12 protein-coding genes are annotated in these 17,871 nt (G+C 50.4%); 11 read left to right on the top strand and 1 reads right to left on the bottom strand.

What is annotated here, in order from left to right:
- Positions 1-6: 6 nt before the first annotated feature.
- The 10 genes from CWI69_RS07110 to dps all read left to right on the top strand — a co-directional run bounded on the left by CWI69_RS07110 (position 7) and on the right by dps (position 13,003).
- Entirely contained in the window at positions 7-933 is a 927-nt protein-coding gene (locus CWI69_RS07110; protein WP_126763286.1) for a nucleotidyl transferase AbiEii/AbiGii toxin family protein, read from the top strand.
- Positions 934-1,599: 666 nt separating this feature from the next.
- Positions 1,600-1,854 (top strand): helix-turn-helix domain-containing protein, encoded by a 255-nt coding sequence (locus CWI69_RS07105; protein ID WP_126763284.1) that lies wholly within the window; start codon positions 1,600-1,602, stop codon positions 1,852-1,854.
- A 3-nt stretch (positions 1,855-1,857) separates the two neighbouring features.
- Positions 1,858-3,168: a type II toxin-antitoxin system HipA family toxin gene (locus CWI69_RS07100; RefSeq protein WP_126763282.1), complete on the top strand. Its 1,311-nt coding sequence runs from the start codon at positions 1,858-1,860 to the stop codon at positions 3,166-3,168.
- A 217-nt stretch (positions 3,169-3,385) separates the two neighbouring features.
- Entirely contained in the window at positions 3,386-4,123 is a 738-nt protein-coding gene (locus CWI69_RS07095) for an endonuclease/exonuclease/phosphatase family protein (RefSeq protein WP_126763280.1), read from the top strand.
- 86 nt (positions 4,124-4,209) lie between these two features.
- The gene (locus CWI69_RS07090) at positions 4,210-4,656 is read left to right on the top strand and encodes an ectoine synthase (RefSeq protein ID WP_338051932.1); all 447 of its coding nucleotides are present in this window, start codon (positions 4,210-4,212) and stop codon (positions 4,654-4,656) included.
- The gene (locus CWI69_RS07085) at positions 4,653-6,476 is read left to right on the top strand and encodes an SLC13 family permease (RefSeq protein WP_126763277.1); all 1,824 of its coding nucleotides are present in this window, start codon (positions 4,653-4,655) and stop codon (positions 6,474-6,476) included. Before CWI69_RS07090 ends, CWI69_RS07085 begins: the two co-directional genes overlap by 4 nt.
- A 198-nt stretch (positions 6,477-6,674) precedes the next feature.
- On the top strand, positions 6,675-8,030 hold the full coding sequence (locus tag CWI69_RS07080) for an alpha/beta hydrolase (protein WP_126763275.1): 1,356 nt from the start codon (positions 6,675-6,677) through the stop codon (positions 8,028-8,030).
- 123 nt (positions 8,031-8,153) lie between these two features.
- Positions 8,154-10,391 carry a ComEA family DNA-binding protein gene (locus tag CWI69_RS07075; RefSeq protein ID WP_126763273.1) on the top strand — a complete coding sequence of 746 codons (2,238 nt, stop codon included), beginning with the start codon at positions 8,154-8,156 and terminating at the stop codon, positions 10,389-10,391.
- 203 nt (positions 10,392-10,594) lie between these two features.
- A complete protein-coding gene (locus CWI69_RS07070; RefSeq protein WP_126763271.1) occupies positions 10,595-12,316 on the top strand; it encodes a serine hydrolase in 1,722 nt (573 codons plus the stop codon).
- 162 nt (positions 12,317-12,478) lie between these two features.
- Positions 12,479-13,003: a DNA starvation/stationary phase protection protein Dps gene (dps, locus tag CWI69_RS07065; RefSeq protein WP_126763269.1), complete on the top strand. Its 525-nt coding sequence runs from the start codon at positions 12,479-12,481 to the stop codon at positions 13,001-13,003.
- A gap of 63 nt (positions 13,004-13,066) precedes the next feature.
- On the opposite strand, the gene CWI69_RS07060 is transcribed toward dps, so the two are convergent.
- On the bottom strand, positions 13,067-15,448 hold the full coding sequence (locus CWI69_RS07060; protein WP_126763267.1) for a DUF748 domain-containing protein: 2,382 nt from the start codon (positions 15,446-15,448) through the stop codon (positions 13,067-13,069).
- A 212-nt stretch (positions 15,449-15,660) separates the two neighbouring features.
- Between CWI69_RS07060 and katG the strand changes: the two genes are divergently transcribed.
- Positions 15,661-17,859: a catalase/peroxidase HPI gene (katG, locus tag CWI69_RS07055; RefSeq protein ID WP_126763265.1), complete on the top strand. Its 2,199-nt coding sequence runs from the start codon at positions 15,661-15,663 to the stop codon at positions 17,857-17,859.
- Positions 17,860-17,871 lie beyond the last annotated feature (12 nt).

Here is a 17,871-nt window from a genome sequence, read left to right as displayed (position 1 = left end):
ATTATCATGGATAGAAATAGTATTTATTATCGCCAGGTTCAGTTGCTTATGCAGGTGTTACCATTTGTTGCGGCTCATGACTGTTTTGCGCTCAAAGGCGGTACAGCGATTAACCTATTTGTCAGAGATTTTCCAAGGCTGTCGGTTGATATTGACCTCGTCTTTTTACCTATGATGGATCGGGGTGAGGCACTTCAAACGATCACAAGTCATCTGGAGCAAATAGCGAGGAACCTCACAGCAAAGCTGCAAGATGTGACTGTCATACGCTCATTTGAAGTTAAAAAGGACGCGCTCCGTTTATTGGTCGAGCGTGATGTTGGCGGTAGAAAGGCTCAGATAAAGATAGAACTGTCACCTGTTCTTCGAGGAACGGTCTACGAATCAACCGCTTTGAATGTTACTGAAGCGGTTGAAAATGAATTCGGGTTCGCGGAAATTTCAGTGGTCAGTTTTGCCGACCTCTATGCTGGTAAAATTTGCGCCGCACTCGATCGGCAACACCCTAGGGACTTGTTTGACGTCAAACTACTCTTGGATAATGAAGGCCTCACTGATGATATTCGTAAAGCGTTAATTGTTTATATGATCAGCCACCCGCGTCCTATTTCGGAATTATTACGACCCAATTTCAAAGATATTGCTGCCCTTTATGAGGGGGAATTTAAGTCGATGGCGGACATTGATGTCCCGCTGGTGGAGCTTATGGCTGCGCGTGAGGAAATTGTAAAACGTATGCATGCTACATTTACTGACGAGGAGAGGTCGTTTCTTTTGACGTTTAAGTCACGCAAACCGGATTGGTCATTACTCGGAATTGCGAATATTGAGCAGTTGCCTGCTGTTCGTTGGAAACTGAATAACCTCCAAAAAATGAGTGAGGAAAGGCACCGGATAGCTTATAACAAACTTAAGGAAGCTCTCAATTCATAACGCGCGTCGTGTTCTTCCTAAACCACTTTACCCCGTACCCCTTGCCTTAAGCCCTATGGGCTTAAGGTAGCACATTTACTCAGTTTTATTTCAAATTTGGCGCGGTTTTTATAGTCTTTTTCATGCGCTTTTTGTTCGGAGTTACCTCCGAAAACTTTTGTTGGCCTTAAATCCGATGCATTTTTGGCTAAGTGTCCTTTTTGGCATAGTTCGATGTGTCATGTTTTGCAGCTTGTTGGCCTCAAAAGTTGAAATACCTGGCTAAATGGCCTCATCAAAAATCGTCTGTAAGCCGCGCCACACCTGATAAAACCACTTTCCTAGGTATGGTGCCACTTAACCACTTTTCGTTGGGGTATACTCCGGAGGCAGAGGTTTCCTGTGTGTCCAAATTGGGACAAAATTACATTCCACTGCTTTTTCAGTTTAATTTTGACCTTTAGCTGCACCGCCACTTCGGAGAGTAATTGAGCCGTACTTCATTGTAGCTCGCCTTAACATCACAGCTTGAAGAAGCACAAATTACGCCGTGGCGTAAACCTACTATCTTTGCGCTTAAGCGTATATATTCAACTATTACGCCACAGCGTATATTGCGAAATATTACGCTATGGCGTATAGTCATCAGATTCGTTATCGAACGAAACATTTCGGAGCAATCGAATCATGAATATCACCCGACCCGAGCAGTTGAGTAGATTAGTCAAAGACTACCGAACTAAACGAGGCCTCACTCAGGCAGATATTGCTGAGCTTGTCGGTATCCGTGTTGCTACTGTTTCGAACTTCGAAAATAACCCTGAGACGTGTAAGTTAGAAACCGTTTTCAAAATTCTGGCCGCTCTCAATCTAAAAATTGATATAACGACTCGTAACCAAGTACAAAACGAAAACGCCTCCCAATGGAATGAAGGATGGTAGCTCATGGAAAAGCTTGATGTTTATATGAATGGCATTAAGGTTGGCGAATATACCCGAACGCGAAGCGGGGCAAATCAGTTCACTTATGACAAAAGCTGGTTGGTGTCACCCGGGCGACGCAGCATATCCATGTCATTACCACTTCAAAGTACCCGATACGACGGTCCAGAAGTTTATAATTATTTTGACAACCTTATTCCTGACTCTCGTGAAATTCGTGACCGCATAGTCGCTCGTTTTCAGGCTAATTCGACCGAGCCATTTGATATCCTGGCGCAAATCGGACGTGATTGTGTTGGAGCCATTCAACTGGTTCCCCAACACTCTCCAGCGCCCGATATTAAACATATTGAAGCCAGCCCACTCACTGACGAGCAAGTTGGCAGAATCCTGAGGGGATACCAATCAAAAACCCCGTTAGGCATGTTAAAAGACCAGCGCGACTTTCGTATCTCACTTGCCGGAGCGCAAGAGAAAACGGCCTTATTGTTTCACGACGGACAATGGCATTTACCGCATAACGCAACGCCAACAAATTATATTATCAAACTACCCATTGGCGAAATTCAGTCGCATGACCGCGTCATCGACATGAAGCACAGCGTTGAAAATGAATATTTGTGCCTAAAAATCGCCAAAGCCTACGGATTTGACACGGCAAATTGCGAGATCATCGCCCCTGACGGTATGAAAGCGCTCGCCGTGGAACGCTTTGATCGCAAGCTCAGCGCAGATGGTTCATGGATTATGCGTCTTCCGCAAGAAGATTTCTGCCAGGTCACAGGTACCTCGCCAGCCAGAAAATATGAAACCGATGGTGGCCCGGCAATCGCAACAATCATGAAAGAACTGCTGGGCTCAGGCAATCCGATGGAAGACCGCCATGTGTTTATGCGCGCTCAGGTTTTATTTTGGTTGTTGGGCGCTACCGACGGCCATGCGAAGAACTTTTCAATTTTTATCGGGCGAGGAAGCCAGTATCGCCTCACACCTCTGTATGACATCTTGTCGGCTTTTCCTGCCATTAGTAAAAGGGGCTTACACGAAAAAGATCTCAAGTTAGCCATGTCTCTCAAAGGTAGTCGGGGAAGAAAGTACGAATGTCGTATGATTCGTCGCGAGCACTTTCTGGCGACAGCGAAAGACGTCGGCTTCAGTGAAGATTCCATGAATGGAATATTGGATGAAATGGCTGCGCGAACGGAAGATGTGATACAAAAAGTTGCCAGTGAATTACCCGCTACGTTCCCAGGCTTTATTGCTGATCCGATCTTCGATGGCATGCGCAGACATGCACAGCGGCTTGCGCGGTAGTTGTACTGCTTAGACAGCGCTGCAGTGGTCAACAATTCACTTCCGTTAAAGCCTATTACCGGAAGTATCAGTGAAATCTTATCGAAGGCATGGCCCTAATCCTGGGAAAATGTCACATTAAGTAACAGCTGCAGCTAATGCTAAACACCAGTGAAAAGTCTACAATCATACTGTTTGAAGAATAATCAGTCTGCAGATTTCTAATGAAGGCGGAGCTGTGCTTAAACCAAAAACCGTGATTCCTCAGCAGTTCATACACGAGCACCCTATTCATCATGGCGAAGAATTTGGTGTGTTGTGTTGGAATACTCAGAAACTTACCGAAACACCAGATTTTCAACGTGTTTTGGCTGGCGTTTTGGCAAACTACCCCTGTCTGTTTTTGTTGTTTCAAGAGGCAAAACTGACGACCAAGAGTAACTGGTTACTACCGCAATGGTCTTATGCTATTGCGCCAAATATGCAAACACGTCGCTCTATTTATGGTGTACTCACCGCAAGCAAGTATGCTTTTACAGAAGCTCAAACTCGACTAAGCAGAAAGCGCGAAGGCATGTTCGCAACACACAAAAGTTACATGCTCTCGTATCACTCGTTAGCAGAGGGTGGCTCATTGTTAGTCGTCAATGTTCATGCGATGAACTTTGTCCGTGCAAACCAATTTTCTCAAGAAATAGAGTTCATCAAAGAAGAGCTATTAGGACACAAAGGACCACTTATTGTTGCCGGCGATTTTAACGTGTGGAGCCGCCAACGCCGCTTGCGGTTGCTGCAATTCTGTCGCAGCGTCGGCCTCAAGCACGCGATTATGGTCGACCCACATCATATTAAAACCTACCGGCAGCACCCTCTCGACTTCATCTTCTACCGCGATCTGTCACTACAGGGAACTTCAGCGATCGATACACGTAAAGTTTCTGACCATAATCCTCTTTATGCACGATTTAAGTTATAGCCAACTACAGTTCATCTCCCACGGCTGATTTTACAAATTAGAAAAGTCTTTGGTTATATACACTGAGTCGAAAGCGCGCTAGTTTTATGGAATCAAAAGAACGCCTAGGGGCTTTGCGAGGAGAAACCTGCATGATTGTACGAACACTAGAAGATTGCCGTAACTCAGATCGAAAAGTGGATGGTGAAACCTGGAACAGTGTCCGAATGTCCCTCAAGGACGATAATATGGGCTACTCCTTTCATATCACCACCATCTATGCCAATACCGAAACGCCCATTCACTATAAGAATCATTTAGAGACGGTTTACTGTATTAGTGGCGAAGGCTCTATTCTGGATTTGGCGACGGGCGTTGAACACCCGATTAAGCCAGGCACCGTGTACATGCTGAACAACAACGATAACCACATTCTAAAGGCTCAATTAGAATTACAATTGGCTTGTGTGTTCAACCCACCGCTGAACGGCAAAGAGATTCATGGAGCAGACGGCGCTTATCCTCTTGAAGCCGAGGCAGTCACCGACTTATGACGCTGGATCAGTGGCTTATTCTCGCCATCCTGCTGGCGACCGTAGTGATGTTTTTGCTAGGTCGCTGGCGCCACGACATGGTGGCTTTGGCGGCGCTTTTAGCTTGCGTTATTGCTGGGCTCGTTGATGGTTCTGCTGCATTTAGCGGCTTTGGTCACCCAGCTGTCATCACCGTCGCCTGTGTCCTCATATTGAGTCAAGGTCTGCAAAACTCAGGCGCGGTTGACGCCCTGACACGTGTCGCTCTGCCCGCCAACGCGGGTACCATCGTGAGCATAAGTGCGCTGGTTGGTTTAGGTGCCCTGCTCTCAGGCTTTATGAATAACGTTGGCGCTATGGCTTTGTTAATGCCCGTTGCCGTACAGGTGTCGAAACGGCTTGAGCTAACCGCCGGCCAGGTATTGATGCCCCTCGCTTTCGGCACCATTTTAGGTGGCATGACAACACTGGTGGGAACACCACCTAACATCATTGTTTCAGGCTTTCGGGCGGAAGCGGGCTTAGGCAATTTCGGTATGTTTGACTTCACTCCTATTGGACTTGCCGTTGCCGCCACAGGCGTGATTTTTATCGCACTCATTGGCCGGCGACTGGTGCCTGCACGCAAACAGTCGGGGCTCGAAGGCTTTGAGTCAGGTGCGTACATCACCGAGGTTCGGGTCGAGGAAGGGAGCAAGTCTGACGGCTTATCCCTGCATGAAATTGAAGCGGAACTGAAAGATGTCGATGCACAGATCATTGGGATTGTGCAGCATGAGGTAAAAATCATTGCCGCAAATCCCGGTCGTCGCGTTCATGCCGGCGACATATTAATGCTGGAAGCAGAAGCCGACGCGCTCAAGGATGTGTTATCCATACTGGGGCTTAAACTTGAAGAGTCGGTCGAAGATGACGAAAAAGAGACCGAGGCACAGGAGCAAACGGAAACCGACGAAGACGATGACGGCGAAGAGAGCAAACAAAGCGAAATCGCGCTTTTCGAGTTAGTCGTTCAACCTAACTCCCGACTCGTTGGAAACTCCGCCAAAGACATCCTGTTGCGCACGCGCTATGGCATTAACTTGCTCGCTTTTTCGCGCGAGGGTAAGCGCTCGATGAAGCGGCTTCGGGCGATCAACTTCCAATCTGGTGATTTGCTGCTGATGCAAGGTCCACCTGAGGCGATTGCCGAGTTTGCCGCGGATAACGGTTGTGTGCCGTTGGCGCAACGCGAGCTCCGCATTCCAAGCAAAGCCAAAATTTGGCAAGCCAGCTTAATCATGCTCGGAGCCATCGCTGTCGCCGCACTCGGGTGGCTACCAGCCGCAGTGTCGTTTGCTCTAGGCGTACTCGCCTCTATGGCATTGGGCACCGTATCGCTACGCAAAGTGTACGAAGCGGTCGATTGGCCGGTTATTGTTCTGCTGGGAGCATTGATACCCGTTGCCGGGGCGATGGAATCATCGGGAACTGCTGCGCTCATCGCCACATTCCTGGTCGATAGCGTTGCGCAGGGCAATGCCATCATTGGTTTGCTGGCTATTTTGTTGGTGACGATGTTCTTGTCCGACTTAATGAACAATGCCGCCACCGCAGCGGTCATGTGCCCCATAGCAATCAGTATTTCATCGGTACTCAACGTCAACCCGGATTCATTTCTGATGGCCGTTGCCATTGGCGCTTCTTGTGCGTTTTTAACACCGATTGGGCATCAGAATAATACGCTGATATTGGGCCCTGGTGGCTTCCGATTCGGCGACTACTGGAAGCTGGGTCTACCTGTCCAGGCTCTGGTCGTCATCGTTTCCATGCCGCTGCTGCTGATCGTGTGGCCGCTCTAATGAAACGCAGCTGCGCAGCGGGAACTTAGTCTGCGACGGCGTACGCAGTTGTTAGCCACGCAATTCACTTGGCATATTTATTGCTTCTAACGTTAGGTAACTATCGGTCGTTGTGATTAACGATACTAACTGCAGCGTTCCGGGCCCTGATGAAGCCTAAGCAAAACGCGGCGAGAACCTAACCAAGTGGAAGCCATCATGAAAAAGATGTTGTTAGCGGTTTTGACGATTTTTTTAGTAAATAGCGCAATGAGCGCAGAGCTAAAAACCGACAAGTGGGAAGGGCATGCGACTTTGCCTGACGAACAGCAGTTACCATTAGAGTTGACCATTTATCGGCAAAGCTATGGTCCTACCGCCAACGTCAGTAGTCCTGCGCAAGGAGTTGCTACAATTCCGGTTAACGACCTCACAATCACGGATGACAGTATTACCATGGCATTACCAACGCTTGGTGCTCAATTGTCATTGCAAACGCGCGCCGATAAGTGCCTGGTGGGCAAACTCACGCAAGGGATGCAACTTCCGGTCGAACTCTGTCCAGTTACTAATGAGGCAGCCAAGGATGCCGCGGTACAGGAGTTACAATTCCAGGCAACTGATGGCACTTGGCTCAGCGGGAGTTTGTATGCTCCGGCACAAGGCACCGTGCGCACTATCGCACTCATTGCCCACGGCAGCGGACCAACAGATCGTGCTGGTACTTTTGGCAAACATCAGCTCTATGACAAGCTGGCGCGCCAGCTCGCCGCTGACAATATCGCCGTGTTTAGCTACGACAAACGGGGTATCAGGCGGTCACAAGGCAACTATATTGAGGCGGGTGTCAGTGATCTGACAGCTGATTACCTTGCCGCTCATAGGTTCTTAAGCGCACAATTCCCCGACGCGGCGATCGGTTTTGTCGGCCACAGTGAAGGTTCTACGGTTGTCGCCATGGCAGCTAATCAAGTCACTCCAGAGTTTTTGATAAGTTTGGGTGGCGTCGGCTTAAACGGTATCGATGCTATCGTGCTTCAGGACAAAACTGAGTCGATGGCTAAAGGTGCGACGGCTGAACAAGCACAAGTATTGCAGCAGATTGCCCAGGCCTTTTATCAACGCGTGCTTACGGCCGGCGATAACGCTGAGCGGGAAGCCAGTATTGCTGCGCTACTTAATGATCTCACCCCACAGCAACGCGATATTTATGATACCTACGGTGCGACCACCTATACCCTGTCGCGGGACAACATTCACGATGCCGCTTTGCATGGCATTCTTGCGACAGATCCGACACATTACTGGCGTAAGCTCTGCGTCCCAACGCTCATCATGAATGGCGACAAAGACGTTCAGGTGCCTGCCGAAGAGAATGTCTCTGGCTTACAACAGGCCCTCGCCAGTTGCACGCACGCCAACATTGATGCGGTGATTTTGCCGAACTATAACCATATGTTTCAGGCCACCGATGATGGCAATGTCGCGCTCTACCAAAGTCTTCCGAACGGCTTTGATAAAAGCGTCACGCAAAAAATATCCAGTTGGATTCATTCAGTGGTAAGCGCCGAATAGCCGGCGCTTCCTGCTTGTGCAGCAACGTTGTACTGAAATACGATGAAGCACTTTTCCTAATTCCGATCAGTGTAGATTCAACTAAACTTTTATCATTGTCTCTTTCAAGGTGATTTTGCAGTCATGCGTAAACTTTTGTTGTTAGCCCTTATTCTGGTTAGTTACGCTCTTACGGGCATCCATACGAGTTATGCGAGTGAAGCTGACACATCCGCTGTGAATCTCGTCATTTTAGAATCCACCACGTCCGACTACGCGCTGCCGCAGTCTAAGCAGCACCTGCCAATCGTAAAGATCGCAACAACACCGTTTGCGGCAACGATTAAGCAAGCCTTCGAGCAGCCTTTTGCCCGCCTCATTCTTGACCTTGATGCTACAGCGCGTGCAACTGCAGGTACCACTGGGAGCTGTGGTCAAATGTTTGCCAATAGCAGTATTTTGTACCTCTCTGATGAAGATGGTGGCTTTGCGCGACGCGGCTTTTGGTTCATCGCGGATGAACAAGCTCAGCCCCTTTACTGTGACCTGCTGTATGTGGATATGACCGTATCCGAGCAAGATCTCGGCAATGGCGGATTTATTGAGATTTTTGCCCATGAAATGGGGCATGTGTTTTTGCGCCGTTTACTCGGCGACCTCGAACGGGCGCCATCAAGCCGTTTTCACAATGTTTTTGCCACCACCGATTATCAAACGGCCTTTGATGAAGGTTTCGGTATTTATATGCAAACCCTTGCGGCCGTGTTCGCCAACCACAAGGGCATGCAGCAACGTCTGCAGGGCCAGCTAAGCCCAACCCTGGCTGACCAGTGGTTTTCACGCATCGATGGCCGCCAACGTATTTTTGATGTTATGCACAACCGTCTCGTGTTCGCCAGGTCTACCGACACTGCATTAGACCCACAGCAAGCTTATGCCCGAGAAGGCATGAGTGCGGCCTATAGTTCTCAACTTATGAATGGCCAAGCCATGCTGTCAGCTGAAGGCGTCCTGGCAACCTTATTCTACCGCTTGGCTACGGATCCGGGGATTGCTGCCCTCACACCTGATGATGCCGACTGGTATTCGAAAACCCTGACACATCACCAACATTTGTTTGAGCTAATACGTAACCTTGATCTGCAGGACACGACAACGCCTCCGTTCGTACAACTGCTTGAAGGTTTGTTAGCGCAAGACTCGGTAGTGGCGCGTGCTGCCGCGCTAAGTTATTTGCACACGACCTTTGCGATGACCGCTGACCGCGAGCTAGCGGCGCAATTGCAGGAGTTAATTTACGCCGGACACAATGGTGAGCTAGCAGACTTCATGTCGCTCTACAGTTCCGGCTCGAACGCGCTGACGCAACTCGCTGATCAATGGCACAAAGGCGAGGCCTCATTAACGGCAGAATTAGGCCAGCCCCTCTGGTTATTGCATGACGCTGTAAAAATTAAGAAAGCACCCTGGTCCACTCAGCAAGTACCGCTCATGCTTAACCTGAATATGGCTACACAGCACGAACTCGCGATGCTCCAGTTTTTAACAGCAACGGACATTGCCTCTTTGCTCAACGAAAGAGCCCTTCATGGTCCCTTTAGCTCTTTGGCTGACTTAGCTGATCGACTTAATTTTAGTGCAACGCAGCTTGCCGAGTTTGAACGCTTAGTCACCGCACATCGACAAGCCCTAAACCCTGACACCACCGCTCAGTTACAAGTGTTGGTTATCAGCGCTTTACACGGTATGCATGCTGAGCACGACTACTATAGCTACGAAGATTTGTATCAGGCTATTGCGGACTTCGCGCCCGATGCCATCGGTGTCGAAATACGCCCCGAAGATATCGGCCAGGCCGAAACTTACCTGAACCGCAATTATCCTGGTGAAATGGTCACACTCGCGCAACGCTACTCAGACCGGGTATTCGGTTTCGACTGGCTGGGTGATGGTATTGTCGGCCAGCTGATTCCAGCGGATTACTGGACGACGCTAGACATCAAGGTTGCGGAACGTCAGTTGAATGCTGATACAGAACAGTTGGCTAAGCGACCTGTCGAACTTACTGAACTCGAGAGTCAACAGCTTGAATTAATTAAGGTTTCCGATATTAATGACATGATGGACGGCACCTATGGCCAGTTGTGCCGAAGAATCGATGCACTGCAACTGGGTTGGCTCGCGGGCACGCCCTACGAATCCATTGTACGTTTTAATGAACGTCGCGATGAAAAAATAGGTGATGCGATTAGTAAAGAATTAAAAGCCCTTGGTTCTGGCCGGGTCGTTTTGGTGATGGGAGCAGATCATCGCACCTTTGCCGTAGAACGACTTCAAGCAGAGTTTGGTGACGCCATAACGATCATCACCGAAGTACCCTAGATTCGCTCTGGCAAGTTTATGTTTTCAGGCATAAGCGGGCAACTCGCTTGGCAACCTCTTCCGCCGCCCGCCTGACTTGAATAAATCTGCCGGATAGCTGCTAATGACAGGTACATGACATCTATATGTCGTAACAATGTCGCCCATTGCTTGGTAGATTTGACGCTCATTTTGAGGACCCAACAAGAAAGATGAGAAATACCATGGAAAATAATTCGTTATCAGAGCAACTGGTCTACTACCGAAAGCTGAAAGGGCTTTCTCAGGAGCAGCTTGCGGAGAAAACCAGAATAACGGTACGCACGATCCAACGCGTGGAAAAAGGTGAAGTGACGCCGCACTTGCGAACGGTGAAAATGTTAGCAGCCGCGCTCGACATTGACGTCGATGACCTCATTCAGCTGGATAATCCCCGCGAGGAAGTCATTCAGACGAAATGGTTGCTGCTGCTCCATAGCGCACCAGTCGTCGGTTTCGTCATACCTTTTCTCAATATACTGTTTCCATTATTTATCTGGATCCATAAGCGAGATGATAACCCTCTTTACGATCAGCATGGCCGGGCTGTTATCAATTTCCAGATCACCATGATGCTGGTCTTTGCCCTCGCTTTCATTGCGCTGTTGACGGTTCAGGGATATGGTTTTTTCTTCTTCATTGCCATTATTCCCTATACTATTTTAGTGATGTTAATTAACGTCATAGCGGTGCTGAAGACCAATAAATGCTATTACCCGCTTTCAATTCCTTTCTTAAAAAGAACGAGAGCGCCGAAATCCGGCACAGCGGCTGCAGTTTGCCTGCTTTCCTTATCTGCTTTGCTTGGCAACCCGCCGGCGGTGGCTCAGCCTTCAACAGTTCAAGCAGTTGAGGAGGTTTCTGAGCAAAAACTTGAGGCGTTTCGGTTATTTCTTAACGAGTTTCGTGTCGAGAATAAGATCCCCAGCCTGTCTGTCGCTTTGGTCAAGAACGGTGAAATCATCATGCTTGAAAGTATTGGCTTCCAGGATCACGATGCTGAAGAACCGACCACGGCCCAAACCACCTATCTCGCGGCTTCCATCACAAAAACTTTCACCGGCGCCACACTACTCGCTATGGAGGCCGACGGACACCTTGACCTTGATGCCGACTTTACCACTCTCAGTGACTGGGACCGGCGGTGTGACTGGCTGACCAATAGCGGGAGCATTTTTGGCGGTGGTAGATTAGATAATGGCTATGAAATTCCGGCACTGAATTGTGATATTCCTATAACGTTGCGCCAGGTGCTTCAGCATCGAGTGCAGGGAGAACCGGGAACAAGCTTTTTCTATAACCCGGTTGTGTTTGGCCGATTATCCAACTGGATCGAAGAAAATACCGACAATAGCTGGCGATATTGGGTCAAAAAGTACGTCATCGACCCTGCTCATCTCGAGCATATTTCAGCTGGATGGCGTGATCAGAGCGGGGGCGAAGTGCTGACTAACCTGGCACCGCCTTTCCGTCATACCTCCGACGAAGCTGACGGACTAGCGCCCTCTACGCTGCCAAACACCGAACTTAACGCAAGTTCAGGGATTATCGCCAGCGCAAAGGCGCTCGCAGATTATTCCATTGCTTTAGACGAAGGAAGAATTCTTCCAGCTTCCTTACGCGAGAAAATGTGGACCCCACCTAAAGATAAAGACGGTGAAACTGCACCCTATGCATACGGTTGGTTTACGCAGGATTGGCAGGGGCACCGGCTGGTCTGGCACGGAGGTTGGTGGCCCGATGCATACGCTGGTTTGTTGCTCAAAGCGCCTGATGACGGACTGGCATTGATTGCACTTGGAAATACTGACGGGCTGCGACATGAAGTTGATAGTCTCACTAGTGCTCAGATAGAGAAAAATCCATTAGCGCTGCGTTTTTTGGAAGTGTTTGTTGCTGATCAGTAAGGATATAAAGAATTCCACTGATTTAAGAAATACCGATAGTATCCTTTCGCCCTATAAATCAATCCAGAAGTGTAGTCTGGTTTTATGGCGGAATAACTAAAAATGATCTATACCTGCTAACTAAGCGTAAGAAATTACGACAAAAACGTTAGGAGGTAATTGATGTCTAATGTGAACAAAACTGGAAAAACCGCAGAATTTACCGCGCCGGGTCTGAAAGATGAGGCCGCCAGCAAAACCATTAAGTTGCTTGATGACCGTTTGGTTGCGCTTATCGACTTACAGCTGACACTGAAACATATTCACTGGAATGTCGTTGGTCCGAACTTTATTGGCGTGCATGAGATGCTTGACCCGCAAGTCGATTCAGTTCGCGAAATGACAGATACAATCGCCGAACGTATTGCAACCCTTGGTGGCGTGCCATTTGGCACACCTAAGTCAATCGTCGATCGCCGCCGCTGGGAAGATTACTCAGTGGGTCGCGGCCTGGTCAAAGAACATCTGGTGGCACTTGATAAGGTGTACGATGGCGTAAATTCTGATCATAGAGAGGCACTGGAGAAGCTCGCCGATCTGGATCCCGTTTCAGAAGATATGTTAACCGGACAACTCGCTGAACTTGAGCAATACCAGTGGTTCGTTCGCGCTCATATTGAATCTGAATCAGGCGAACTTAAACGTTAAACGAAAACCTGATTCCACCAAGGGCTATCGTAACCGATAGCCCTTTTTCATTTTGCCCACGCATTAGTCCGCGCTAACACCAACTTCCAGATCAATACGCTCTCCTTCTACATCGTCGACTTGTTTAGGCGACAAAATACGTATCCGATCAGCAGCAACAGTGGCGTCCGCGTCTGGGTTCACCAGAGCTTGTCGAACCGCTGTCGCACGAGCGTTGGCAAGTACTTTAAGCTCAGCGTCAGTGACCGTTTGCGCGGCAATAACCTGCTCGGCCAGATAGGTGCGGTAAGCCAGCGCATCAAAGTTTGCGTCGCCCCCTGCTTCATCTGCTTCTTCAGTGAAATAGTCCTTTAATACATCCAGCCGTGTTTTCGGATACAAGCTGCTAAACATGGTCTCAACAATGGCCTGATTTGATTCGGCCGTCAGGCTGGGATCTGCAACATCGCGGCCTTCCTCAGCAAGACGTTGCTGCAACGCCTCGATAGCTTTCTCGCGTTGCAGTGGCGGGCTATCGAAGCGCTTATTGTATGGACCGGCAAGCTCCAGTATCAGCTGCGGGCGCTGATTGAGGGCTTCGCGCAGCTTGACGATGCGTTGCCGCTGGGGCGGCAGCAGATCACTGCGGCCGGCGAGGAATTCAACCTGACCAAGATCTTCGGCATTCCCGCCGACGAGGCTTGCCAGAAAACTGAAGGGCGCCGTGACCACAGAGGTAATGGCGTTGCCTATCGCCTGTTTGATGATTTTACTGAAATCAAATTGCGGATTGCCTACATTACCGCTTACCGGCAGGGTCAGGTCAATGACACCATTGCTGTCCTGCAGCAAAGCAATGGCTAGATTCAGCGGCAGATCCATGGCGTCGCTGGAGGCCATTTTCTCGCCGAGTTTCAGATCATGTAGCACCACATTGTTGCTGCCATCGAGCTGATTCTCGTCAATGCTGTAGTCCAGATCGAGATCCATGGTACCGCCGGCGATTTTACGACCGGCGAAGTTTACCGTGTAGGGCGAGTACTCCGGGATCTGCAGATTACGGAAGCTCAGTTGAACATTGGTCTGACGCGTAGGATGCCAGGCGTGTACCGCCCCATCGATACTCACCAATCCGTACTCCGCGACCTCACCTTCAAGCTGTACTCTGGCTGGCTCAGCCGAAGTTGAACTTAAAGTTGATATTTCACCGTTTAAGCTATGAATGCGCGTTGAGAATGGCAACGGCAGCGAGTTATCGGCAAATTGAAGACCGCCATCGTTTAGCTTGATGCTCTCAATTGCAATAGCAAATGGTGTATCGCTTTTTGCGCTATTCGTGGCGCCGTTGCTGCCCCCATCATCAGGGCCGCTATCATTGCTGTCGGCAGCTCCAGCACTGCCCACCAGCAATTGGCCGAAGTTGGTAGTCTGGTCCTCGTAAATAACGACACGCCCGGACAATCCTTGGACGATGAGTGGATCAGTCTCAATCTGACGCGCGCCAAGGTTAAGCTTAAACTCCTGCGTCTGCAGGCTGTGCCAGCCGATAAGAGCTTCGTCATTGGCACCATTTTTTATACTCAGCGCTTCGACGCCGCCAGCCCCTATGAAGGCTAAAGGCTGCTCTGCATCCGACTGGATTTCGCCTTCCAGGCTCAGCGTTCCGCTGGCAAGACGCACATTGATGAACTGTCGCAGATAAGGTTCGGCCTGAGCCAGTGCCAGTTCACTGATACCGGCATTCGCTTCCACAGCAGGAGCCGGCAGTAATTGCAGCTGACCATCGACAGTAAACTTGCCGCCTTCGGCAAGCTGCGCCTGCAAAACGACCGGAAAGCGCGTCCCGTCTTCTAAATTGAAGTCATCTACCGACACCCCAATATCCTGCAGCGCCAGCGAGACTTGTGTCGGTTCTGCGGAATCTTTTAACGTGCTCTTCAGGTTATCCGCAAAACGCACGACACCTCCATTTACCCGCAATTCTTTGATCTGTACTGCGGGTAGCGGTTCAGCTTCTTCTGTGGCTGGAGGTTCACCGGCGCCCGCGGCGGCCAGTCGCGACAAGCGGGTTTCACCGGAGACAAAGCGCTCTTCCTGAACTATCGGTTGATCGAGTCGAATGGTTTCGAAGGTCCAGGCTTTGTTAGTAATGCTTGACCAGGAAAGGTCTACGAACAGCCGGTTCCAGCCCAGCAGTTGCCGCTCGTCAGTGTCGTTAAGTTCAAGGCCGTCAATGCGGAGGGTCAGTGTGTAAGGATTCGTTTGCACTGATGCTATGCGCAGTTCACGACCAAAGTCTTCGCGTACCGTTGTCTCGGCAAAATATTGGACCATCCACGGCAAGCCAAAAAACCCAAACAGGGTGTAGAGAATGACGAGAACCAGCAACCAGAACCGAATCCGGCGTGGAGATGCCCATTTTGCCTGTAGGTAGCTACCAAACCGCTGTACTGAACCGCTGTGCATGTGCTGCCTCCCTTGGAATAAATACTAACCCACAGTGTAGACGGATATGCGGCCAGCGTCATCCGGGCGGCAGCAGTTGCCCTGCCATTGGCGGCTAGCGCCGCAGCCCAAGTCCGATTGGCCACCACGCTGATCCCTGTCTATATTAATAGCGTATCGATTCTAAATCAGGAACTAAAAATACCTTTAAACTCAACGTTTAGGAGACGAATGTGTCTGAACAGAAACCAAAACGACAAGAGTGGGGTGCACGCACGACACCTCGTTTGCAAGGCAACGAACACTGGTGGCCAGACCAACTCAACCTCAATATTCTGCGCCAGAAACATCCCGACGCTAACCCCTTCGGCGCAGATTTCAGCTATGCCGATGCCTTTTCCGAAATCGATGTCGACGAATTAAGCGCCGATGTTGACGCATTGATGACCGACTCGCAGGAGTGGTGGCCTGCCGATTGGGGTCATTACGGCCCGTTCTTTATCCGCATGTCATGGCATGCCGCTGGTACCTACCGCGCACTCGACGGCCGTGGTGGCGGCGGTACCGGCGCGCAGCGTTTTGCGCCCCTTAACAGTTGGCCGGACAACGGCAACCTGGACAAAGCACGGCGCTTGCTGTGGCCAATCAAAAAGAAATATGGCGAGAAGATCTCCTGGGCCGATTTGATGGTGTTTGCCGGTAACCGTGCGCTGGAGACCATGGGTTTTCGTACCTTTGGTTTTGGCTTTGGTCGCGCCGACATCTGGGCACCCGAAGACGATATCTACTGGGGCCCTGAGACCGAGTGGCTCGCGACTAAAGACGAGCGCTACACCGGTAGCTTTGAAGACGGCAATCGGGTGCTTGATAATCCCCTTGCTGCGGTCCAGATGGGTCTTATTTACGTTAACCCTGAAGGCCCCAATGGCGTCCCCGACGCGCTTAAGTCAGCTCAGGATGTCCGCGAAACATTCGCCCGCATGGGTATGAACGACCGCGAAACCGTTGCCCTGACCGTCGGAGGCCATACCTTCGGCAAAATGCACGGCCGCGGTAAGGAAGAGCACGTGGGCGCAGCTCCCGAAGCGGCGAAAATTCACGAACAGGGATTCGGCTGGACCAACAAAAACGAAACCGGGCTTGGCGAATATACCGTGACTTCGGGCCTTGAGGGTGCGTGGACCCCTACTCCGACCAAGTGGGACAATTCCTACCTGAATACTATTTTTGCGCACGAGTGGGAGGTGAAAAAATCACCCGCCGGTGCCAATCAGTGGGAGCCCGTCGAAGTCAAAGAGGGTTATTGGGTGCCCGACGCTCATGTTGAGGGTAAGAAGAATCCACCGGTAATGACCACCGCCGATATGGCCATGATCACCGACCCTGACTATCTTAAAATTTCGCAGGAGTTCCATGAAAATCCGGACGTCCTCGCCGATGAATTTGCCCGCGCGTGGTACAAGCTCCTCCACCGTGACATGGGTCCACGCGATCGCTACCTTGGCTCTCAGGTGCCGGACGAAGTCCTGATTTGGCAAGATCCAGTGCCTGAACATAAAGGTCCGCTGGTAAACGAACAACAGATTGCGAAACTAAAACAGCAGATCGCCGACGCTGGCCTTAGCCCTAAACAGCTGGTCGGAACGGCCTGGGCGTCTGCGGTGACCTATCGCCAAACCGACCACCGAGGCGGTGCCAACGGCGCCCGCATTCGACTGGAACCGCAAGTAAACTGGGACGTTAATCTAAAATCAGGCGTGGCAGACGTTATCGATCGCCTGGAGCAGATCAAGGATGCCTCGGATGCGAATATTTCCCTTGCTGATCTGATCGTGTTAGCGGGTAACGTTGGCGTTGAGCAGGCTGCGAAAGCCGCCGGACATGCAATTGAGGTGCCCTTCTCACCGGGCCGCACCGATGCCAGTCAGGATATGACCGAGGTCGACACTCATGCCTATCTTGAGCCCAAGCATGATGCGTTTCGTAATTACATGCAGCAGCAGACTACCAATATCCCCGCCGAACACCTGATGGTCGACCGGGCATTTCTGCTCAACCTCAGCGTTCCACAAATGACCGCGCTCCTTGGCGGTATGCGCGCCATTGGCGCTAATGCCGGTGACACTAAGGATGGCATTCTCACCGAGCGTGAAGGCCAACTGACCAACGATTTCTTTGTGAACTTAGTCGATATGGGCACTGTGTGGGAGCCGCTGGATGACAGCGAGGAGCGCTTCGAAGGACGCAATCGTGCGACCGGAGACAAAAAATGGACGGCGACACGCGTCGATCTGATTTACGGCTCAAACTCGCAGCTTCGCGCCATCGCGGAAGAATTCGCGGCAAACGGTGGTGAAGCTAAAATGCTTAAGCACTTCGTAAACGGCTGGGTCAAAGTCATGGAGAACGACCGCTTTGACTTGCACCGTTAGATAATAGGAGTC

The sequence above is a fragment of the Pseudidiomarina halophila genome (assembly GCF_003987215.1).
In the GTDB taxonomy this organism is placed as follows: domain Bacteria; phylum Pseudomonadota; class Gammaproteobacteria; order Enterobacterales; family Alteromonadaceae; genus Pseudidiomarina; species Pseudidiomarina halophila.
This window is presented reverse-complemented; position numbering and strand designations above follow the sequence as displayed.